We start from the raw sequence: 21,920 nt of genomic DNA, 5'->3' as shown, positions 1-21,920 counted from the left end.
GATGTAAATTTGCACAAAATAACAAGAGTCTGTCTAAGAATTAAATAAGCTCTTACGATAACATTGTTCCATAGTCGAATAATCTAACAATCAAAAATAAATGACCAAATTAGAAAAAATAGATAGTTTTGATCCAAGTCAGCCCGGTTTAGCCGATGAAAGCATCTTTGGATTACCCTTCACAGCCGATGAAAGTGAGATCATTATTATTCCCGTTCCGTGGGAAGTAACCGTAAGTTACGGAGCAGGAGCCTCACAAGGACCCGAAGCTATATTAGAAGCTTCCTTTCAGGTAGATTTACATCATCAGGAGTTTCCCGAATTATGGAAACTGGGAATCTATTTAGATTTAAATGAACAAACCGCACAATGGGCAGATAACAGCGAGAAATATAAACTATTAGCACAGCCCATTATCGAAGCCCTTGAAAGAGGAGAGAAAATAGAAGATAATCCCTCTTTAAAGAAAGATTTGGATGCTATCAATGCAGTAGGTGCAGAGTTAAAAGAACAATTAAAAGAACGCGTTTTATACTGGACTAAAAAAGGAAAAAAAGTAGCTCTTCTCGGAGGAGATCATAGCAGTCCCTTAGGGTATTATGAAGCACTCGCAGCACAACATGATAGTTTTGGTATTCTGCACTTAGACGCACATATGGATTTAAGAATAGCCTACGAAGGATTTACCTATTCCCATGCCTCCATTATGTATAATGCATTACAATTACCACAAGTAAGCAAACTGGTACAAGTAGGTATTCGTGATTTCTGCGAACAAGAAGTAGCCGTAGTAAAAAAACAAGTTAATCGAGTAGACGTATATACAGATATGGATCTGAAAGCCGAAAGCTATAACGGAGTAACCTGGAAGCAGCAATGTGAAGAGATCATTTCCTCTTTACCACATAAAGTATGCGTAAGCTTTGATATTGACGGAATGTATTCCTGGTATTGCCCTAATACCGGTACACCCGTTCCCGGAGGTTTTTCCTTTGAGCAGGCAGCCTATCTGTTATCCAGATTAGCCGAGAGCGGTAAAGAGATTATAGGATTTGATCTGGTAGAAGTTGCTCCCGGAGAAAACGATGACTGGGATGGAAATGTAGGAGCGAGAATGTTATTTCATATGTGTGGTATGTTTGCAAAAGCAAATCAAATGGAAGTAGGAGCGAAGATTCAGTTTTTGAAATAGGAAAACATTATTTTTTTAAAAAGAGGCTGTCCGGGAAATGTTTTCCGGACAGCCTCTTTTTTATTATGTTGAATTAGTCCGAAAAGTAACAGTAGATTAATGAAAAAGCAACCATAAATTAATTAAATTTACAATCGGTTTTTAATAAAAAAGGATATGCAGAAAATACATAATATAGCAGTTGTTGGTTCAGGTTTAGTAGGTACGTTACTTGCCATTTATTTAAAAAAGGCAGGACATAAAGTATCCGTATATGATAGAAGTCCCGATATTAGAAATATAGAATTTTCCGGTAGATCAATAAATTTAGCAATGTCCCATCGAGGGTGGAAAGCATTAGATGAAGCAGGAATCGGAGATGAAGTAAGAGCCATTGCAGTCCCAATGGAAAAAAGAGCAATTCATCTAAAAGACAAATCCCTTACCTTTCAGTATTATGGTCAAGAAGGAGAAAGTATTTATTCTATTTCCAGAGGCACATTAAATAAAAAGATGATCTCACTGGCAGAAAATGCAGGAGTAGAGTTTTTCTTTAATACAAAAATATGGGATATTACACTAGCAGACGCAACCCTCCATGTGGGAGAAACCGAAAAAGGAGAATGGAAAGAATTAAAATTCGATATAGTTTTTGGAGCAGACGGTGCTTTTTCAAGAATAAGACATCGTATGCAGCGACAAAACCGATTTAATTACACTCAGGAGTTTTTAAATATTGGATACAAAGAACTGTATATTCCTGCAAATCCGGACGGAACCTGTAAACTGAATAAAAACTCACTACATATCTGGCCAAGAGGAGATTATATGTTAATGGCAATGCCCAACCTTGACGGAAGTTTTACCAGTACATTGTTTATGCCTTTTGAAGGAGAAAATTCATTTGCTGTTTTAACGGACAGAAATAGAGTAGAAACCTTTTTTCGGGAACATTTTCCTGATACAGAAGAAATAATGCCAACATTAACAGAAGATTTTTTCAGAAATCCGGTTAGTACTTTGGTAACCATGAAATGTTACCCGTGGACCTATGAAGATAAAGTAGCCTTAATAGGAGATGCAGCCCATGCGATTGTTCCTTTTTACGGTCAGGGAATGAATGCCGGATTCGAAGATATTACCGTTTTGTATGATTTAATGAAAAAATTCGGAGATGACTGGAGTACCGTTTTTAAAGAATATCAAAAAGAAAGAAAACCAAATGCAGATGCCATAGCAGAACTTTCCTATCGCAATTTTATGGAAATGAGCTCAAAAACAGCAGATAATACATTTTTACTGCGTAAAAAAATAGAAAAAAGATTTTCCGATAAACATCCTCAGAAATGGCTTCCTTTATACAGTAGAGTTACCTTTACCCATCGTCCCTATTCCGAAGCACTAGTAATAGGAGACCAGCAAAAAGAGATCATGGATGAGATCATGGATTTAGAAAATATTGAGACCATCTGGGATAGCGAAGAAGTAGAGAAAATGATCCTCAGTAAATTATAAATTCAGAGTTCATTTTAGAGAAAAGAGTCAAGAAGAAAGAGATTATAATATACGGTTATCCTAACCCGTTTTTTTAACCTGTTAGATATACTTTACTTTATGATGTTAGATATTTAGAAGAAAGAGATAAGAGTCAAGATATTATTATATATGATCCTCCTGCAAGGTCTTTTTCGACCTTGTAGGTATTACTTTAACTTTACGATATTAGATATGCGTAGAGGTGCGTTTTAACACAGTTGTGGCAACTATAAATTAAAAACCACCCCGCCCTGCGGGCACCCCTCACATTTTACTTTTTACAAATAACATTTCACAATTTCACAAAACTATTTTTTCTTGCTGAAAAGAGTAGTGATTACTCCCATAAAGCCTTTAATAAAAGTAGCGCTGGTAAGCACTTTAATAACCGCTTTTTCAGTAGAGCTGCTTCCTCCCCTTGAAGAAGTTGTTCTGCTGGCTTTATTTTCCTTTTCCAAAGCTTTTTTCTCCTGTTCCTTTCGGTTTTCCTCCTCGATAAGTTCGATTTTTTTACTCAGGATTTCATGAGCACTCTCTCTGTCCAGAGTTTCCTTATATTTTCGTACTAATTTAGAATTAGCATTAATAGAATCGATCTCAGATTGATTCAGTATATCCATTCTGCTCATAGGCGCCCTTACCATAGTAACCGCTAATGGAGTTGGAATTCCTTTCTCATTCAGTGCAGTAACCAGAGCCTCCCCCGTTCCCAGTGAAGTCAGAACTTCATCCGTTTTATAAAATTCAGAAGTAGGGTAGTTTTCCGCGGTCATTTTGATTGCTTTTCTATCATTTGCAGTAAAAGCTCTCAAAGCGTGCTGTATTTTTAAACCTAACTGACTTAATACCCCATTAGGTACATCAGTAGGATTTTGTGTAACAAAATAAACACCCACACCTTTCGAACGGATTAGTTTTACAATATTCTCGATTTGATTTAATAAAGCCTTACTTGCCTGATTAAAGATCAGATGCGCTTCATCAATAAAAATTATCAGTTCCGGTTTTCCGCTGTCTCCCTGTTCCGGTAAAGTATTGTAGATTTCCGTTAGCAGGCAAAGCATAAAAGTAGAAAATAGTTTTGGCTTATCCTGAATATCAGTAAGTCGGATAATATTAAGGTATCCATTTCCATTTTTATCAATTCGCATCAGATCATCAATGTCAAAAGATAATTCCCCAAAGAACAGATCAGCACCCTGTTGTTCCAGTTCAATTATTTTTCTTAGAATAGAACCCGTTGAAGCCGTTGAAACACGTCCGTACTCCCTCTCTATTTCTTCCTTTCCTTCCTCCGTAACGTACTGAATAACTTTCTTAATATCTTTCAGATCCAGTAAAGGCATTTTATTATCCTCACAATATTTGAAAATAATAGATATAATTCCTGACTGCGTGTCGTTCAGATCCAGAATTCTTGAAAATAGCACAGGTCCAAATTCCGAAACAGTAGCTCGCAATCTCACTCCGTCCTGTTCAGAAAGAGTCATTAATTCAACAGGAAAACCCTTAGTTGAATAAGGTAGATTTAGTTTCTTATGACGTTCAGTAATAAAATCGGTTTCCACTCCCGGTTCCGCAACACCACTTAAATCCCCTTTAATATCCATCATTAGAACCGGTATTCCGTTTTCAGAAAGTTGTTCTGACAATACCTGCAATGTTTTTGTTTTTCCGGTACCCGTAGCACCGGCAATAAGTCCGTGACGATTAAGTGTTTTTAAAGGAATACTTATATGCGCTTCAGGGATTGTTTCCCCATTAAGCATTGCCGTTCCTAAAATTATAGCATCACCCTTTGTTTGATATCCTTTAATTATACTTTCAGTAAACGCTGTTTTGTTTGCCATAATAAATAGATACTTTTAAATATATTGATATTGTAATTCAAAAAAATTTAATGCGAAAATACTATAGTTTTCTCTCAGATTAGTGAAATCAGACAGAAAGTTGCGTTTTTAGTGCACTTTTTTTGTGTAAGTAGATTCTTGTTTTTCTAATTTTATACTATTAAAATTATGTATTTTCTTATTTATTCTTCTTCTTCCCGAATAGAATAAGAGTATAATAGTTATAGAGTAAATTTTATAGGAAATAGTGATGTATACTGGCTTTGTATGTGTTTTTACTATATTCGAGGGTTAATAATTTTATAATTTATTGTTAATAAACAATAAAAAGTAATTTTTTATTTTTTTATATCTACTAAAAATATAAATTTGTCATTCTTATGTGAGGTGTTTATACGTTTTACATAGGTATTGCAACTTAAAAAAATTAAAAATTAAAAAAAACTAAAATTAAAAAAATGGCAAACGCATCAAACGCAGCAATAGCGAAAAAAGAAAATGGTTCTAAAGGGTCAGGTATTTTTGCAGGATTAAGTATTGTAGCCTGTTTTATTGTGGGATTTCTTGTTTGGAGATTCGTAATGGGAGATTCATCAAACTTTGATGCAGCAGGACACCCAATTCCAGGAAACTATTTAGGAATGGTTTATATGGGAGGTTATGTTGTACCAGTGTTAATGGGATTACTTCTTATGGTAGTAGTATTTTCTATTGAGCGTTATTTTGTGATTAGCAAATCAGCAGGAGTAGGAAATGTAGCTCTTTTTGTTGAAAATGTACAAAAGCAGATTGTAGGTGGAAACATTGACGAAGCTATGGCATTATGTGATAAACAAAAAGGATCAGTTGCTAATGTAATTAGAGCAGGTTTAGAAAAATATAGACAAGCAGAACGTGATGGGTTAAATGCTGAAGAAGCATCAGAAGCTATCCAAAAAGAAATAGAAGAAGCAACATCTCTTGAGATGCCAATGTTAGAGAAAAACTTAGTGGTATTATCAACATTAGTTTCTATCGGTACATTAGTAGGTTTATTAGGTACAGTAACAGGTATGATTAAAGCGTTCTCTGCTTTATCAAGTGCAGGTACTCCCGATTCAGCAGCATTAGCAAATGGTATTTCTGAAGCTTTGATTAATACTGCAACAGGTATTGCTACTTCAACATTAGCAATTGTGTCTTATAACTTTTTTACTACAAAAATTGATAAACTTACTTACTCAATTGACGAAGCAGGTTTTTCTATCGCTGAAACTTACAAGCGTTTACACAAACGTTCATAACGTTAAGTAGATTTTTTGTAAACAGTATAATAGTAGTGGGCAAGGTGTTTATTATAAACAAACCTTACAGCAACTTAATTAATAAAAATAAAAGTTAATGGCGAAAGTAAAAGTATCCAAAAAGAGTGCAGCTATTGATATGACTGCAATGTGTGATGTGTCGTTCTTATTGCTTTCATTTTTCATTATGTCATCTACAGCGAGAGTTCCGGAACCTTTACCAGTTGATATGCCGGCATCTACAGTTCAGACAAAATTGCCTGAATCTGATTTAGCCACAATTACAGTAGGAGAAGGAAAATACTTTTTTGGTGTTACAGGAACAGAAGTTAGAAAAAGAACACTTGAACTAATGGGAGAAAAGTACAAAGTTACTTTTACCCCAGAAGAAGCAAACAGATTTGCTCTGATCGATGAGTTTGGTGTTCCCCTAGGTGATTTAAAGAATCTGATTGCATTAAACAGTTCAGAAAGAAATAAAGAAGGAATTCAAAAAGGTATTCCAGCAGATTCTACGAACAACCAGTTGAGAGAATGGATTTTAAATGCTCGTATAGCAACAAAAGAATTGGCTAACATACATCTTAATGTAGCTATTAAAGGTGATGCTAAAGAAGAGTATCCAGAGATCAAGAAAGTGATTGATATCCTTCAGGATCAGAAAATCAATAAATTTAACTTGGTAACAAGTTTAAGAAGTGATGATTTTTAATAAGAATTTAAAACCGTAAAAATGGCACAATTAGATACTGGCGGAGAAGATAAGAAAAAAGGAGGCAAGGTTAGAAGTAAGAAAAAAGGAGGCAGTGTTGATTTAACAGCAATGGTGGATTTAGCTTTCTTACTAATCACTTTCTTTATGTTAACCACTTCTTTGTCAAAACCTCAGTCGATGAGTTTAGCAATGCCGGATAAAAATAAGGAAAAGAAAGACGATGTAATAGAAGTAGCTGATAACCGTACATTGACAATTTTGTTAGGTAAAGACAATCAGTTAGAATGGTATATGGGACGTTTAGCAGAACCAATCTCAGGTCCTACAAAAGATAAATACGGTAAAGATGGTGTTCGTAAAGAATTATTAGAACGTGTGAAGTCTGTTCCTCAGGCAACCGGGAATTCTGAAAAAGGATTAATAGTAATTATTAAACCAAGTGACAAATCAAGTTATAGGAATTTGGTTGACGTACTGGACGAAATGGCAATTACAAAAGTACCTTCTTATGCAATTGTAGATATTACTCCGGATGAAATTAAATTGTTAGAAAGTGAAGGGTTGTATTAATCTCTCCTCAAAACTTAATTAAGAAAGCACAGAAAAATGAAATTAGACATATTTAAAAAACAATGGCTTGATTTGGTTTTTGAGGGTCGTAATAAAAAGTACGGAGCCTATGAGTTGCGTGCGGAGAACCCAAAAACAATGACAAAAGCATTGGCAATCGGTGCTGTTATATTCGCGTTATTATTGAGTACTCCTCTTCTTTTAAGACTTATTTCAGGACAAGAAAAAGAAGACGAAAAGAAACCAATTGATGTAGAAATAACAATGGTTGATTTAACCCCTCCACCGGAGGAAGATAAGGTTTTACCACCGCCGCCGCCGCCGGAACCACCTAAGAGTACAGTGGATGAAGTAAGATTCCCGCCTCCTAAAGTGGTAGAAAAAGAAAAAGTACGTGATGAAGAACCACCAAAAGTAGAAGAACTGAAAGATGCAAATCCGGGTTCTAAAACAATTAAAGGTTCAGACGATGGAGACATCGTTATTGACAAACCAGTAGGAGAAGGACCAAAAGAATCTAAAGTAACAGAAGATACAGGTATTTATTCAAATGCAGGGATCGAAGTTAAAGCAGATTTCCCTGGTGGAATGCAAAAATTTTATCAGTACATCCAGAAAAGTTTCAGAACCGATGATATGGATGGAGCAGTGAAAATAATTGTTAGTTTTATTGTCGAAAAAGACGGTTCATTAACAGATATTCAGGTTGCCAGAGATATCAGTAGAGGAGGAAAAGCAGGAAAAGAGGCTAAAAGAGTATTAGAAAGATCTCCAAAATGGAAACCGGGTGTTCAGAACGGTCGTCCCGTGAGAGTTCGATATTCATTACCGATTAATATTCAAGTGAATTAATACTGAGAATAAACAGTGTCTAACTCTGATAGATATAGAAAAGATAAGAAATCGCCCCAAAAGCGATTTCTTGTCGTTATAGGAATTTTGTTTTTTTTACTTTATTTTGCTTTAGGACTCATCGTTATTTTCTGGAAAGATTTCCCTTTAGCTTTATCAAGTACACAACGAACATTGTTTGGGATCGTACTTATAGTCTATTCCTTTTTAAGGTTTATAAGACTTTTTCAGGATAGAAATAATTAATTTATGGAGAGTGTAACCACGAGAATATTTATTAGTGCTGTTGTTGCCGCTTTATTAACCTCTTTTTTTTCAAAAGATCAGCAGTCAGAAAGTCAGTCACTTAAAGAAATTTTAGAAGTATATCTTTCAAAACTGAATGATTCAGGAGCAGTACCGGATAATAGTATATCTTTGAGCGATGTTGAAGAAGACAAGGAAAATGAAGAAGGTTTTATTGAAGATCAGGATTATAATAATGTCAGAGTTGAATCTACAATACCAGAAGAAACAGTATATTCAAATGTAGGTATTGAAGTTAAAGCAGATTTTCCCGGAGGAATGCCTGATTTTTACCAATACATTAAGAGAAGTTTCAGAACAGATGCTATAGATGGTACTGTAAAAGTAATTGTTAATTTTATTGTTGAAAAAGACGGTTCATTAACAGATATTCAAGTTGTCAGAGATAGTAGCAGAGGAGGAAAAGCAGGAAAAGAGGCTAAAAGAGTGTTAGAGAGTTCTCCAAAATGGAAACCGGGGATTCAAGATGGACATCCGGTAAGAGTTCGATATTCATTGCCTATTAATATTCAAATAGAATAATCATGATAAATAGCTTTAAAAACAGATTGATATTTATAGGAATTATTACCTTAAGCATTTTGGCTATTTCCTGTAAAGACAAAAAAGAGGCTGAAAAAGGAGAAAAAGAAACTATTATTAAAGGATCTGCTACAATAGTAGTAGACGAAACTTTTGGACCTATTATAGAAGACCAGCTTGCCGTATTTCAAAATGAATATGATGCAAAGATCACTTTAGTGAATAAACCGGAAGCAGAAGCAGTCCGACTTTTATTAAATGATTCCGTCAGAATAGCAATTTTGCCAAGAAAACTAACAGAATCTGAATCTCAGGTTTTCCGGAGTAAAAAAATAACACCCCGCATTACTCCATTTGCAACAGATGCTATCGCTTTAATTGTAAATCAAAGAGCCACAGACTCCGTTATTGATTTAGAAGAAGTGATTCACTTTATGCAGGGCAAAGGATCAAAAAGTATTACTAAACTGGTTTTTGATAATGCAAATTCAAGTACCTATAGATATATGAATGAAATTGCAGGAACTTTACGTGAAAAACCCGTAGAAGGAATTTATTCCTTTAAAACCAATGATGACGTTATAAAATATATCTTTAATAATAAAGATGCGATCGGAGTAGTAGGTGTAAACTGGATTCTACAGCCTTCCACAGTTTCCACAGAGATGGTAAAAGATATTAAAGTTCTCGGAGTAAAAGGAGCAACAGGAAATGATAATTATTATAAACCCAGTCAAACCAATATAGCCAATGGTTTTTATCCGTTAAAGAGAGAACTGTATTTATTAAATTATCAGGGAACAGCAGGTTTAGGCATGGGTTTTGCATCCTTCATTGCAGGAGACAGAGGTCAGAGAATTATTTTAAAATCAGGATTATATCCCGTTAGAACCCCGGGAAGAGAAATACTGATTAGAACAGAAATAGAAAACAAAAAGAAAACTAAATAATAAATTTAATAACCACCATGAAAAAAACTATGATTTTGAGTTTAGTAGCATTGGTTTTTGGAACTGTAAGTTACGGTCAGGATTTAGACCAAGCCAAAAAAGCCATAGATGCCGAACAATATGAAAAAGCAAAAACCATATTAAAAGGATTAATTCAGAATAAAGCAGACGACGGGAAAAATTATTTTTTTCTGGGAGATATTTATTTAATTCTGAATCAGCCCGATTCCGCAAAAGCGATCTTTCAAAAAGGTATTGCCGTTAAAAGCAATGCAAACTGGAATTATATTGGTTTAGGTCAACTCGATTTAAATAATAATAACACAGCAGCAGCAGAAACAAATTTTAATTTAGCAATTAAAGATTTAAAAAAGAGAGATTATTTAGAGTATATGTATATTGGAGAAGCCTATACGGACTCTGATAATCCAAACTATCAAAAAGCAGTTGCCAGTTTAAATAAAGCAAAATCGATTAATGCTAATGATGTTGATGTATTCATTGCAATAGGTGATGCTTACCACAAAGCAAAAAATAATAATGAAGCTTATGTAGCCTATCGTAATGCTCTGGATGTAGATAACACTGCTTTAAGAGCTCAGATTCAGATGGCAGTAATTACTAAAAATGCAAGAGCGTTTCCGGAAGCTGTAAAAGATTTCAACTCTATTCAGGCTAAAAACCCAAATTACGGACCCGTTTACAGAGAGTTGGCAGAAACCTATTATTTATGGGCAAACCATGACAGAAAAAAGTATGATGAATATACGAAAAAAGCATTAGAGTATTATTCAAAATACATGACGTTAACCGATTTCTCTTTAGATTCCCGCATGCGTTATGCTGACTTCCTGATCCTGTCCAAAGATTATAAAGCTTTAGAAGTTGAAGCAAATAAAATGGCTCAGATGGATAAAGTGAATCCTAGAATTCTACGTTATTTAGGATATTCAGCTTATGAGAACGGAAACTATGATGCCAGTATTAAAGCACTGCAGGATTTCATTGGAAAAGTAGAACCAAAACGTATTATCGGTAAAGATTACCTTTACTTAGGTTTAGCTAAAATAGCTCAGGCAAGCAAAGAAGAAGGGAAGATTAATACTGAGTTATTCAATCTGGCAGCGGCAGATATTCAAAAAGCAGCAGATATTGATATAGAAGTTACCAATGAGTTAAATGGCGTTGGTTTAAAATTATTTAAAGAAAAAAAATACGCAGAAGCATCAAAAATATTTGAAGTTGCCGTTTTAAATCCAAAATCTCAGAATTTCCTATATGATAATTTCTATTTAGGATATGCCCTTTATTTTGAATACGCAAGTCAGACAGGAGGACAAGGAGAACCGGATAAAACATTATTAGAAAAAGCAGACGTAGCATTTTCAAAAGTTATTGATGCCTCACCAACCACTCAGGATGCCCATTTATACAGAGCACGTGTAAACAGATTACTAGATACAAGCGAATCAAGACAATTAATGGTCACACATTATGAAGAATACATAAAAGTAGTAACCGAAAAAGGAGCTGATGAGTTAGCAAAAGCAAAAGTAAACCTTGTAGAAGCTTATTCCTATATTGGTGCTTATTACGGTATCTCAGATAAAGCAAAAGCAATTGAAAATTTTGAAAAAGCATTAGCGCTTGATCCAAATGATAAATATGTAATTGATTCCTTAAAAGCATTACGCTAATAAAAAGATCAATTTACCGAATATATATGACGGATGGAGCCAGCTCTATCCGTCATTTGTTTTTACAGAACAGAGAATTACTGTCTTTAGACAATATAAAAATAATTTATTGAAGTATCTTTGCAGACTTATATATTTAGAACGATCATGAAGCAAGAGTTTAGTGCATTAGTTGAAAAAGGACAGATGCTGCCTTTAATGGAGGAATTTTATACTATTCAGGGAGAAGGTTTTCATACCGGAACAGCTGCCTATTTCATTAGAATAGGAGGATGTGATGTGGGATGTCACTGGTGCGATGTTAAAGAAAGCTGGGATGCAGAACTGCATCCGCCAACAGCTATTGAAAAGATCGTTGAGAATGCAAGTTCCCTTGCAGATACAGTTGTAGTAACAGGAGGAGAACCGTTAATGTGGGATATGGCGCCATTAACACAAAAATTAAAAGAAAAAAACCTGCGGGTTCATATAGAAACATCAGGAGCTTACGAATTGTCCGGTACATGGGACTGGATTTGTCTTTCCCCAAAGAAGAATAAATTACCCACACAGGTTGTTTATGATAATGCACACGAGTTAAAAGTAATCGTATTTAATAAACATGATTTTATTTTTGCCGAAGAACAAGCTGCAAAAGTAAACGGGAAAGCCGTTTTGTTTTTACAGCCCGAATGGAGTAAAAGAGAAGAAATGACACCATTAATTGTTGAGTATGTAATGAATAATCCAAAATGGAGAATATCATTACAGACCCATAAATATTTGAATATACCTTAATCGTTCGTTTAAAAGCTTAATCGGGCGAGATAGTCATAATGCTCGCCTTCCAGTAATAATTCGCAGGTAAAACCCGTAGAATGCGCCGCATTCTGTAAAGTATTATAATCAATATACATCCAGTTAAACGGATCTTCCTTTTGATTTTTATAGCTGATATTAAAGATTACCTCCCCATAATAATCCGTGTCCGTAGGGATCCATTTTCCACCATCCCCATCCTCATCAAACATATAGATAATATCAGACGAATCCAGTAATATCTGTCCTCCCCGTAGTAAAAGTGATTTTAGTTTTTCCAGAAAACCAGATATGTTTTTCAGTCTGCCACACATTCCCGCGCCATTCATCAATAACAAGATTGTATCAAATTTGTTTTCAGAGCGTTCAGCATCCATTTGCATTACATCCTGAACAGCAGCTTTTTTCAAGCCTCTGAGTTTACAAGCTTCAATTGCGTTTGCAGATATATCAATAGAAGTAATGTCCATTTGTCTTTCATTCTGTAAATAAAGACTGTGACTTCCCGCACCACAACCCACATCAAGTGTTTTTCCTTTAGCAGACAGTAGTGCTTTTTGTTCTATTCCCGGCATTTCTTTAAAAGAGCGGAACAGATAAGCAACAGACATTTCATCCGCTTCAGAAATAGAAGTTTCCGTTATAATATCCTCCGGTTTATTGTTGGTCTGATAATCTAAAATGGCTTTCCCAAAAAGATCTTTCATGTTGAATTTGAATTAAAAAAGGTTAATTGTATACATTATATGAAATTTGGTTTCAGATAATAAAGCTTATTTTATGTAAATTTGCAAAGTGTTTTTTCATAATTCAGAACAGAGCACACTAATAAATAGTATATGGATGAAATACTGAAGCAACTCCCAAAACTTGCCAAAGATAAGCATAACGAGAACAAAAAGTATTTTGATAAGCTTAAAAAGAAAGCGCCCAAAAATATCGATTATGTAATGCAGGAGTTACACGATGCAGAGTTCAGACGTACCGATTGCTTAACCTGTGCTAATTGTTGTAAAACAACAGGTCCTTTATTTACTTCTGCCGACATTGAAAGGATCGCAAAATACCTCCGTCAGAAGCCACAGCAGTTCATTGAGCAGTATCTGAGAGTAGATGAAGACAATGATTATGTGTTGCAAAATGTTCCCTGTACCTTTCTGGATCATCAAAACTATTGCATGATCTATGACGTACGCCCAAAAGCATGCAGAGAATTTCCGCATACCGACAGAAAGAAGTTTCAGCAAATAGCCGATCTAACGCTAAAAAACGTAGCCATTTGTCCTGCTGCTTTCAATATTGTAGAAGAAATGAAAAAAAGAATACTTTTGTAAAAGTATTTATGGTCTGGAAGATATATATTCAGTTGAAATGAAACATAAAAGAAATCTATTTATTATTTTTTGTATTTCAGTAGTACTGTCAGTGCTTAATTTTTTTGTAGCACAAGATATAATTGTGTCGAGTCTGTCGGCAAAAATATTTGAAATACTCTTTACCACAGTACTACTGTTTGTTCTGTTGATAGTACTATATGTTTTTAAAAACGGGATTATATTCCTTTTTAGAAAAACAAGAAAAAAGCCGAATCAAAAAAGACCTTCCGTATAAAAACAGTCTAACGTTTTAACCCCAATGTACACAAAGACTTATGCAAGGCTCGCAAAGCAGAAACGCAGAGTTATTTTGAATACTGTGACTAAAATCGAATTACCTCATATTTAACTGTTAAATTAATTATTTATATTTCTTGTATAATAAAAAATTAATACTTATTTTAGTTAAATTAACTTAATGTATTTAATTAAAATTAATATTTATGAGAAATAATTTACTATTTGTTTTTGTTTTGTTTTTGCTGTACGGTAGTGTACAGGCACAAACGTATCATGAAGATGATAAAGAAGGATTGCGTGTTTTTCTTCGTCAGCCATCGAGTCAGTCGGGACAGCTGAATCTGCATAGGGTAGGTTTAGTTACAGCAGATACCTTAAACTGGAATACCTCGGAAGCATGGGTTACGAAACTATCAAATCGTTGTACCTGGAATACAGCATCTCCCAAACGATTAATAAAACTAGCGGTATCTTCTGCCGGTGTAAGTGGAACATTAGATGCTGGTAAATTTCTTTTTCTAGAAGGATTATATTGTTATAATAATAGCTTAACGGTTTTGGATGTGTTTAAGAATGTAAATTTAAAGTATTTGGATTGCGATTCTAACCAGTTAATGTCATTGAATGTTTTTAATAATATAAATTTAACGAGTTTGGATTGTCGTTCTAATCAATTAACGAGTTTAGATATTTCTGGTAATCTAAATTTAGGAACTTTGCATTGTAATAATAATAAGTTAACGTCATTAGATCTTTTTAGTAATATAAAATTAACGAGTTTGAATTGTTATTCAAATCAGTTAACATCATTGGATGTATCTAAGAATGTGAACTTAACTACTTTGAATTGTTATTCAAATCAGTTAACATCATTGAATGTTTCCGGAGCTGTTAGTTTAGTGAATTTGCAATGCTATTCAAATCAGTTAACATCATTAGATGTTTTTAATAATGCAAATTTAACAACTTTGGATTGTCGTTCTAATCAATTAACGAATTTGGATTTTTTTAATAATATAAAATTAACGAGTTTGGATTGTCGTTCTAATCAATTAACGAGTTTAGATGTTTCTGGTAATCTAAATTTAGCAACTTTGAATTGTTATAATAATAAGTTAACGTCATTAGATCTTTTTAGTAATATAAAATTAAGGAGTTTGAATTGTAGTTCTAATCAGTTGATGAGTTTGGATATTTCTAGTGGTCTAAATTTGGAAACTTTGGATTGTAAGTCTAATCAATTAACAAGTTTAGATGTTTCTAGTAGTATAAAATTAACGAGTTTGGATTGTCGTTCAAATCAGTTAACGAGTTTAGATGTTTCTAATAATATAAGCTTAACCAATTTGTATTGTTCTTTTAATAAGTTAACGTCATTAGATGTTTCTAATAATATAAAATTAACTTATTTGAATTGTGGTTCAAATCAGTTAACATCATTAGGTGTATCTAAGAATGAGAGCTTAACTACTTTGAATTGTAATTCTAATCAGTTAACAGATTTGAATGTTTCAAATAATGTAAACTTGGCCAGTCTGTCTTGTGTTTCTAATCAGTTAACGAGTTTGGATGTTTCTAATAATACAAAATTAACGACATTAAAGTGCGTTGATAATTATTTTATGTTTTCAGATTTTTCTGATATGAAAAGTTCATCTTCTTTACTTCGTCAGTTTGACTATGCGCCTCAAAAGGTTATTGAAGGAGGGTTTATAACTGCTGAAGAGGAAATCGATTTAAGTAAAGAATACTCTATTAACGGCAACACAACGTTGTATAAATGGTATACAGAATCAGGAATACCAATCAAGATGGAACATGCTGTTAATGGTAAGTTTATTGCCGGAAAAGGGTATGATGGAGTGGCTCTTATTTGTAAAATGGTCAATGTCGGATATCCTGATATTGTTATAGGATATCGTATAACTGTACAGGGTAACATAAAAGAGGAATTAAAAGAACATTTAGTTATACAGACACCAACAGAGTATCTTTATGAAGTAGCAGTTGGTGTAGATTTTCAGGTTCAGGCAGCAGTTTCAAAAAATCAGAAACAGGTAAAGATAGGTTTGTTTGATAATAGTGATGTTTTTTATGCTAATATTACGCTTTCCGGAGAAGGGAAGGATTATAGCTGTAAAATACCAGAAAATATCACAAAAGGAAAATATGTTATCCAGCCGTATATAGAAAAAGACGGAGAAAAAGAAATTATTACACGTCCCGAAGGATCTCATTTAATTGATAAGTTGCCGATTACAGTTTTAGGAGCAGAAGGAGCTGATTTAAAAGTAGCAACCATATTAAAGCATTTACAGCTTAAAACCGCGCAGGACAATCTTTTTCAGGTAGAAATAGAAGAACCTTTTCAGCTATATGCTCCCTCTTCAGATAATACTACCAGAATTGGGTTGTTTGGTTTAGACGGTGTTTTTCTAACCGATATAACCATTGCTAAAAATAAGTATACCTATACATGCGAAGTTCCTTCTGAAATTGTTGAAGCAAATTATATTGTTATGCCGTATACCGTAGAGGATGGAGTTGTGAAAATAGCAGAACGAGAAGTGGGATCTTATTTTATTGATCGTTTGCCGTTATCCGTAATAGAAGGAGATATATGGGGGTATAAGTTGGCTTTGGCACAAGAAGAAGTTGCAGAAGCAGCAGTGCTTACGATCTATCCTAATCCGGTAACGGATATTATCTATATCAATGCACCAGATAAAATTGAAAAAGTGGAAATTTATAATCTGAACGGACATTTAGTGAAACAAGAAAATCAACCGAATCAAGGAATATCCGTTGACAATCTTCAAAAAGGCATTCATGTTTTAAAAGCCTATACTTCCGGTGGAGTGACCAGTCATAAAATAATAAAGAATTAAAAAAACAGAACACCTTGTTTTAGAAAAAAAATCAAGATAAATGTTATTTATAGTTTGTCCGGTATTCGATGATAACCAATCGAATGCCGGATTTTTTTATTGTAAATTTTATTTGCCTGGATTCTTTCGGGGTTTTCAAAATTTTATAAGCAGAGTCTTTATTTATTGGTAATAGATGTTTTTTTAATAGTATTGTTGTTTTTATTTTTACGATATTATTGTAAATAAATAATAATATTTGGTTTATTTATAATTTGTAATTTTTCATTATTATAACATATTTTCCATTATAGCTTCAATATCTGTATTGTATAAGTGTGTTTGTTGTATTTTTAGTTAAATTTACTTATTTTAATTAGTTAAAATAAAAATATAAAACTTATTTTTGTGAAATTGACTTAATAAACTTAATTTAAATCATGTTTTATGAGAAATAATTTATTATTTGTGTTTTTTGTGTTTTTGCTGTATGGTAGTGTACAGGCGCAAGCATATCATGAAGACGATAAAGAGGGATTGCGTATTTTTCTTCGTCAGCCAACGAATCAATCAGGACAGTTAAATCTGCATAGATTAGGTTTAGTAGAGACGGATACTTTAGGTTGGTATACCTCAGAAGCATGGGTTGCTAAATTGTCCGATTATTGTATGTGGAATAAAAAAGTGTCTTCCAAGCGTTTAATAAAGTTAAACATAGCTGGTTCTGATGGAGTCAGTAAGTTATACGGAACATTAGATGCCGGTAAATTTATTTTTTTAAAAGAGTTATATTGTTATAACAATCAGTTGACATTTATAGATGTTTCCGGGAATGCGAAGCTAACCATTTTAGAGTGTTATGGTAATCGGTTAACCTCTTTAGATGTTTCCGGGAATAGAAAATTAACCACTTTGAATTGTCATTCTAATCAGCTAACATCGTTGAACGTTTCGCGCGCTGCTAATTTAGTGATTTTAAAGTGTTTTTCTAATCAGTTAACCTCATTGGATCTTTCTGATAATGTAGCCTTAAGGTACTTAGATTGCGGGTCTAATTTGTTAACCTCTTTAGATTTTTCTAAAAATGCAAACTTATCCAATGTCCACTGTCATTTTAATCAATTAACCTCGCTGGATGTTTCCGGAAATAGAAAATTAACTACTTTGAATTGTCGATCTAATCAGCTAACCTCATTGGACGTTTCAGGAGCGGTCAATTTAGTGAATTTGCGATGTTATTCGAATCAATTAACGTCATTGGATCTCTCTAGGAATTTGAATTTAAGTATTTTACGTTGTTTTTCTAATCAGTTAACCTCGTTAGATCTTTCTAATAATGTAAACTTAACAGAGTTAAAGTGCTCTTATAACAATTTTATGTTTTCAGATCTGTTTGCTATTGAAAGTCCACGCTCTTCGCTTCAGCAGTTTCATTATGCTCCTCAGAAAAGTTTTGAAGGAGGCTTTGTAGATGTAGGACAGGAAATTGATTTAAGCAGTCAACATGATTTTAAAGGTAATACAACGGTTTACAAATGGTATACACAATCAGGGAAGCCGATAGAGTTAGAACAGAGTGCCGGAGGTAGGTTTATTGTTGGAGGAGTTTATGCCGGGCTAACACTTGTTTGTAAAATGACTAATGCCGGATATCTCGACCTTACTATTGATTATTATGTTACGGTAAATACTGTACTGTCATTAAAAGAACATCTAGTATTGAAAACAGCAACAGATTATCTTTATGAGATAGCAATAGATGAAGTTTTTCATGTTCGGGCGGCAGTTTCAGAAGATCAGGAACAGATAAAAATAGGGCTATTTAGTAACAACGGTGTTTTTTATACAGACATTACACTTTCCGGAGAAGGAAGTAATTATACCTGTCAAATCCCTGTTGGTATTCCAAAAGGGAAATATATTATTCAGCCGTATATAGAAAAAGAAGGGGAGAAAGTAATTGCTGTCCGTCCCGAAGGATCCCATCTGATTGATAAGTTACCGATTACCGTTTTAGGAGAAAAAGGTTTTGATTTTAGAACAGCAACCATGTTAAAACATTTACAGTTGAAAACAGCTCAGGATAATTTCTTTCAGGTAGCAGTAGAAGAACCTTTTGAAGTATATGTTCCTTCCTCAGAAACAGCAACAAGCATTGGGTTGTTTGAGTTAAACGGTGTTTTTCTGGCTGATATTACCGTAGCAAAGAACAAGTATGTCTACAGATGTGAAGTGCCTTTTGAAATTAACGAAGGAGAGTTTATTATTATGCCGTATACTATAGAAAACGGAACCGTAAAAATAACAGAACGTAAGCCGGGATCTTATTTGATTGATCGTTTACCATTATGTGTAACAGAAGGAGATATATGGCAACCCGAATCCAAAGTAATTGTTTCGGAGTCTGAAGAAAGTATAGAGACAGCAACACTTACGATTTATCCCAATCCCGTAATGGATATTATCTATATCAATGCGTCAGATAAGATTGAAAAAGTAGAGATTTATAATCTAAACGGGCATTTAGTAAAACAAGAAAACCAACCGAATCAGGGGATATCCGTTGGCAATCTTCAAAAAGGCGTTCATGTTTTAAAAGCCTATACTTCAAAAGGAGTGACCAGTCATAAAATAATAAAGAATTAAAAAACATACACTTCTTGTTTTAGAATAAAATCAAGATAAGTGTTATTTATAGTTTGTCCGGTATTCGAAGAACTTTCGAATACCGGACTTTTTTTATAGTTTTTAATTGATAGTTTTCAGCTTTATGTTTTTAACAGAAAGGTACTACACTAGTTTGAATACTGAGTACTGATTACTGAATACTGATCACTGAATACTGAATACTGAATACTGAGTACTGAATACTGATCACTGAATACTGAATACTGATCACTGAGTACTGAATACTGATCACTGAATACTGAGTACAGGAAACTGAATACTTTACATTTCTTCTGATCTATAACATATTGTTTAGATTAACTTTTAGAATCTTAATTATATAATAATACTACTTCTTTTCATAGTTAAAGTAATCGCTTTAATTTTAGTTAATTCAATTATGTTTAATTTAATTTATTTTTTATGAAAAATAATTTACTATTTGTTTTATTTGTGTTTTTTCTGTGTGGTAGTGCGCAGGCACAAACGTATCATGAAGACGATAAAGAAGGATTACGTGTTTTTCTTCGTCAGCCGACAAATCAATTAGGACAGTTAAATCTGCATAGATTAGGTTTGACTATAGCAGATACATTATATTGGAACACTTCCGAAGCATGGGTTGCCAAACTAATAAATCCAAACAACGCCTCTTCCGTTTGTACTTGGAATACATCATCTCCCAAACGATTAATAAAATTAGATATAATCGGTGATTATGATGGTAATAAAGTATATGGAACATTAGATGCCGGTAAATTTATTTTTTTAGAAGCATTATATTGCTCTTCAAATCAGTTAACGAGTTTAGATGTTTCTAATAATGTGAACTTAACCAATTTACGATGTGATAATAATCTGTTAACATCTTTGAATGTTTCCGGAGCAACCAATTTAAATGCTTTGAGTTGTTATTCTAATCAACTAATATCATTGGATGTTTCGCGAGCTCCTGATTTAGAATATTTGTCTTGTTGGTATAATCAGTTAATGGATTTGGACGTTTCTGAAAATGTAGAATTAGTTGAATTGAATTGTGGATTTAATCAGTTAACGAATTTGGACGTTTCTAAAAATGTAAAATTAGTTGAATTAGATTGTGGATCTAATTCAATAACAAGTTTAGATGTTTCTAAGAATGCGCAATTAACTACTTTAGATTGTTGGGATAATCAGTTAACAAATTTGGATTTTTCTAATAATCTAAATTTAAGGCTTTTGGATTGTAATGCTAATTTGATAACCAGTTTGGATGTTTCTAAGAATGTAAAATTAATCAATTTGAATTGTAATATTAATCAGTTGACAAGTTTGGATGTTTCAAATAATGTAAGTTTAACAGGTTTGCTTTGTAGTGATAATAAATTAACGAGTTTGGATGTTTCTAAAAACGTAAATTTAAAATTTTTAGATTGTCCATATAATCAGTTAACGCGTTTGGATATTTCTAAGAACGTACAATTAACTGATCTAGATTGTTTACAGAATTATTTTATGTTTTCGGATTTATATAATATAGAAAGTTCGTCTTCCTCACTTCGTCAGTTTAACTATGCCCCTCAAAACAGTATTGAAGGAGGGTTTATAGATGCCGGAAAAGAGATTGATTTAAGTAATGAATATTCGATTAAGGGTAATACAACAGTATATAGTTGGTATACCGAATCGGGAACACCAATAGAGTTGAAACAGATTGCTAATGGTAAGTTTGTTGCCGGAAAGGTTTATGACGGAGTAACTCTTATTTGTAAAATGACTAATGCTAGTTATCCGGGTTCATCTTTGAACATGTTAAATTCACAGATATATTCTGATCTTATTATTGAATATCGCATCACAATAAAAGATAACAGAAATGAAGAGTTAGAAGACCATTTAACTATACAAACAGGAACAGATTATCTTTATGAAGTAGTAGTAGATGAAGTGTTTCAGGTTCAGGCAGAGGTTTCAAAAAATCAAGAACAGGTAAAAATAGGCTTGTTTAGTAATAATGATGTTTTTTATGCTGATATTACACTTTCCCGAGAAGGTAAACATTATACCTGTCAAATACCCAAAAATATAGCAAAAGGGAAATATATTATCCAACCGTATATAGAAAAAGATGGAAAGAAACAAGTTATTGTGCGTCCGTTAGGATCCCATTTAATTGATAAGTTACCTATTACTGTTTTGGAAGCAGTAAGAGCTAATTTAAAAATAGCAACCGTATTAAAACATTTACAGCTGAAAACAGCGCAGGACAATCTTTTTCAGGTAGAAGTAGAAGCGTCTTTTCAGGTGTATTTACCTTCTTCAGACGCTACTACACGTATTGGATTGTTTGAGTTAAATGGTGTTTTTCTGACTGATATTACCATTGCTAAAAATAAGTATACCTATAGGTGCGAAGTGCCTTTTGAAATCAGTGAAGGAAATTACATTGTTATGCCGTATACTGTAGAGGATGGCGTGGTGAAAATAGTGGAACGTGAAATAGGGGCTAATTGGATCGATCGTTTACCATTATCCGTAACA

Annotated in this window: 16 protein-coding genes; 14 read left to right on the top strand and 2 right to left on the bottom strand. The window is 33.5% G+C overall.

The genetic code is table 11. From position 1 onward, the window contains the following. Window positions 1-100 precede the first annotated feature (100 nt). Together AC4FQX_RS12270 and AC4FQX_RS12265 are read left to right on the top strand one after the other, a co-directional pair. Window positions 101-1,192: an agmatinase family protein gene (locus tag AC4FQX_RS12270; protein ID WP_491167999.1), complete on the top strand. Its 1,092-nt coding sequence runs from the start codon at window positions 101-103 to the stop codon at window positions 1,190-1,192. Between the two features lie 156 nt (window positions 1,193-1,348). Then, window positions 1,349-2,686, top strand: coding sequence for an FAD-dependent oxidoreductase (locus AC4FQX_RS12265; RefSeq protein ID WP_491167998.1), 1,338 nt, complete (start codon window positions 1,349-1,351; stop codon window positions 2,684-2,686). A 329-nt stretch (window positions 2,687-3,015) separates the two neighbouring features. On the opposite strand, the gene AC4FQX_RS12260 is transcribed toward AC4FQX_RS12265, so the two are convergent. Then, window positions 3,016-4,557: a helicase HerA-like domain-containing protein gene (locus tag AC4FQX_RS12260; protein WP_491167997.1), complete on the bottom strand. Its 1,542-nt coding sequence runs from the start codon at window positions 4,555-4,557 to the stop codon at window positions 3,016-3,018. A gap of 458 nt (window positions 4,558-5,015) precedes the next feature. On the opposite strand from AC4FQX_RS12260, the gene AC4FQX_RS12255 reads away from it, so the two are divergent. The 8 genes from AC4FQX_RS12255 to AC4FQX_RS12220 all read left to right on the top strand — a co-directional run bounded on the left by AC4FQX_RS12255 (window position 5,016) and on the right by AC4FQX_RS12220 (window position 12,229). Beyond that, a complete protein-coding gene (locus tag AC4FQX_RS12255) occupies window positions 5,016-5,840 on the top strand; it encodes a MotA/TolQ/ExbB proton channel family protein (RefSeq protein WP_491167996.1) in 825 nt (274 codons plus the stop codon). 97 nt (window positions 5,841-5,937) lie between these two features. Next, window positions 5,938-6,552, top strand: a complete 615-nt coding sequence (locus AC4FQX_RS12250; RefSeq protein ID WP_491167995.1) for an ExbD/TolR family protein — start codon at window positions 5,938-5,940, stop codon at window positions 6,550-6,552. A gap of 21 nt (window positions 6,553-6,573) precedes the next feature. Further along, window positions 6,574-7,125 carry an ExbD/TolR family protein gene (locus AC4FQX_RS12245; protein ID WP_491167994.1) on the top strand — a complete coding sequence of 184 codons (552 nt, stop codon included), beginning with the start codon at window positions 6,574-6,576 and terminating at the stop codon, window positions 7,123-7,125. Between the two features lie 36 nt (window positions 7,126-7,161). Further along, window positions 7,162-7,977: an energy transducer TonB gene (locus tag AC4FQX_RS12240; RefSeq protein WP_491167993.1), complete on the top strand. Its 816-nt coding sequence runs from the start codon at window positions 7,162-7,164 to the stop codon at window positions 7,975-7,977. Between the two features lie 249 nt (window positions 7,978-8,226). After that, window positions 8,227-8,805 (top strand): energy transducer TonB, encoded by a 579-nt coding sequence (locus AC4FQX_RS12235; RefSeq protein ID WP_491167992.1) that lies wholly within the window; start codon window positions 8,227-8,229, stop codon window positions 8,803-8,805. Window positions 8,806-8,807: 2 nt separating this feature from the next. Next, the gene (locus AC4FQX_RS12230; RefSeq protein WP_491167991.1) at window positions 8,808-9,755 is read left to right on the top strand and encodes a PstS family phosphate ABC transporter substrate-binding protein; all 948 of its coding nucleotides are present in this window, start codon (window positions 8,808-8,810) and stop codon (window positions 9,753-9,755) included. 17 nt (window positions 9,756-9,772) lie between these two features. Further along, window positions 9,773-11,452 carry a tetratricopeptide repeat protein gene (locus AC4FQX_RS12225; RefSeq protein WP_491167990.1) on the top strand — a complete coding sequence of 560 codons (1,680 nt, stop codon included), beginning with the start codon at window positions 9,773-9,775 and terminating at the stop codon, window positions 11,450-11,452. Between the two features lie 147 nt (window positions 11,453-11,599). Next, window positions 11,600-12,229 (top strand): 7-carboxy-7-deazaguanine synthase QueE, encoded by a 630-nt coding sequence (locus AC4FQX_RS12220; RefSeq protein WP_491167989.1) that lies wholly within the window; start codon window positions 11,600-11,602, stop codon window positions 12,227-12,229. A gap of 8 nt (window positions 12,230-12,237) precedes the next feature. Here the strand turns inward: AC4FQX_RS12220 and AC4FQX_RS12215 are convergent, their stop codons facing one another. Beyond that, entirely contained in the window at window positions 12,238-12,957 is a 720-nt protein-coding gene (locus AC4FQX_RS12215; protein WP_491167988.1) for a class I SAM-dependent methyltransferase, read from the bottom strand. Window positions 12,958-13,089: 132 nt separating this feature from the next. On the opposite strand from AC4FQX_RS12215, the gene AC4FQX_RS12210 reads away from it, so the two are divergent. The 4 genes from AC4FQX_RS12210 to AC4FQX_RS12195 all read left to right on the top strand — a co-directional run. Then, window positions 13,090-13,584, top strand: coding sequence for a YkgJ family cysteine cluster protein (locus AC4FQX_RS12210; protein WP_491167987.1), 495 nt, complete (start codon window positions 13,090-13,092; stop codon window positions 13,582-13,584). Window positions 13,585-14,069: 485 nt separating this feature from the next. Next, a complete protein-coding gene (locus AC4FQX_RS12205) occupies window positions 14,070-16,754 on the top strand; it encodes a T9SS type A sorting domain-containing protein (RefSeq protein ID WP_491167986.1) in 2,685 nt (894 codons plus the stop codon). Window positions 16,755-17,180: 426 nt separating this feature from the next. Continuing rightward, window positions 17,181-19,379: a T9SS type A sorting domain-containing protein gene (locus AC4FQX_RS12200; RefSeq protein ID WP_491167985.1), complete on the top strand. Its 2,199-nt coding sequence runs from the start codon at window positions 17,181-17,183 to the stop codon at window positions 19,377-19,379. Window positions 19,380-19,823: 444 nt separating this feature from the next. After that, on the top strand, window positions 19,824-21,920 hold a 2,097-nt coding region (locus tag AC4FQX_RS12195; protein ID WP_491167984.1), incomplete at its 3' end, for a leucine-rich repeat domain-containing protein.

Source organism: Flavobacterium sp. AK-301 (assembly GCF_058310215.1).
This window is presented reverse-complemented; position numbering and strand designations above follow the sequence as displayed.

Excerpts from the sequence above, each read along its gene's own strand:
- AC4FQX_RS12270 (WP_491167999.1), top strand. The coding sequence starts at position 101 with ATGACCAAATTAGAAAAAATAGATAGTTTTGATCCAAGTCAGCCCGGT.
- AC4FQX_RS12265 (WP_491167998.1), top strand. The coding sequence starts at position 1,349 with ATGCAGAAAATACATAATATAGCAGTTGTTGGTTCAGGTTTAGTAGGT.
- AC4FQX_RS12260 (WP_491167997.1), bottom strand. The coding sequence starts at position 4,557 with ATGGCAAACAAAACAGCGTTTACTGAAAGTATAATTAAAGGATATCAA.
- AC4FQX_RS12255 (WP_491167996.1), top strand. The coding sequence starts at position 5,016 with ATGGCAAACGCATCAAACGCAGCAATAGCGAAAAAAGAAAATGGTTCT.
- AC4FQX_RS12250 (WP_491167995.1), top strand. The coding sequence starts at position 5,938 with ATGGCGAAAGTAAAAGTATCCAAAAAGAGTGCAGCTATTGATATGACT.
- AC4FQX_RS12245 (WP_491167994.1), top strand. The coding sequence starts at position 6,574 with ATGGCACAATTAGATACTGGCGGAGAAGATAAGAAAAAAGGAGGCAAG.
- AC4FQX_RS12240 (WP_491167993.1), top strand. The coding sequence starts at position 7,162 with ATGAAATTAGACATATTTAAAAAACAATGGCTTGATTTGGTTTTTGAG.
- AC4FQX_RS12235 (WP_491167992.1), top strand. The coding sequence starts at position 8,227 with ATGGAGAGTGTAACCACGAGAATATTTATTAGTGCTGTTGTTGCCGCT.
- AC4FQX_RS12230 (WP_491167991.1), top strand. The coding sequence starts at position 8,808 with ATGATAAATAGCTTTAAAAACAGATTGATATTTATAGGAATTATTACC.
- AC4FQX_RS12225 (WP_491167990.1), top strand. The coding sequence starts at position 9,773 with ATGAAAAAAACTATGATTTTGAGTTTAGTAGCATTGGTTTTTGGAACT.
- AC4FQX_RS12220 (WP_491167989.1), top strand. The coding sequence starts at position 11,600 with ATGAAGCAAGAGTTTAGTGCATTAGTTGAAAAAGGACAGATGCTGCCT.
- AC4FQX_RS12215 (WP_491167988.1), bottom strand. The coding sequence starts at position 12,957 with ATGAAAGATCTTTTTGGGAAAGCCATTTTAGATTATCAGACCAACAAT.
- AC4FQX_RS12210 (WP_491167987.1), top strand. The coding sequence starts at position 13,090 with ATGGATGAAATACTGAAGCAACTCCCAAAACTTGCCAAAGATAAGCAT.
- AC4FQX_RS12205 (WP_491167986.1), top strand. The coding sequence starts at position 14,070 with ATGAGAAATAATTTACTATTTGTTTTTGTTTTGTTTTTGCTGTACGGT.
- AC4FQX_RS12200 (WP_491167985.1), top strand. The coding sequence starts at position 17,181 with ATGAGAAATAATTTATTATTTGTGTTTTTTGTGTTTTTGCTGTATGGT.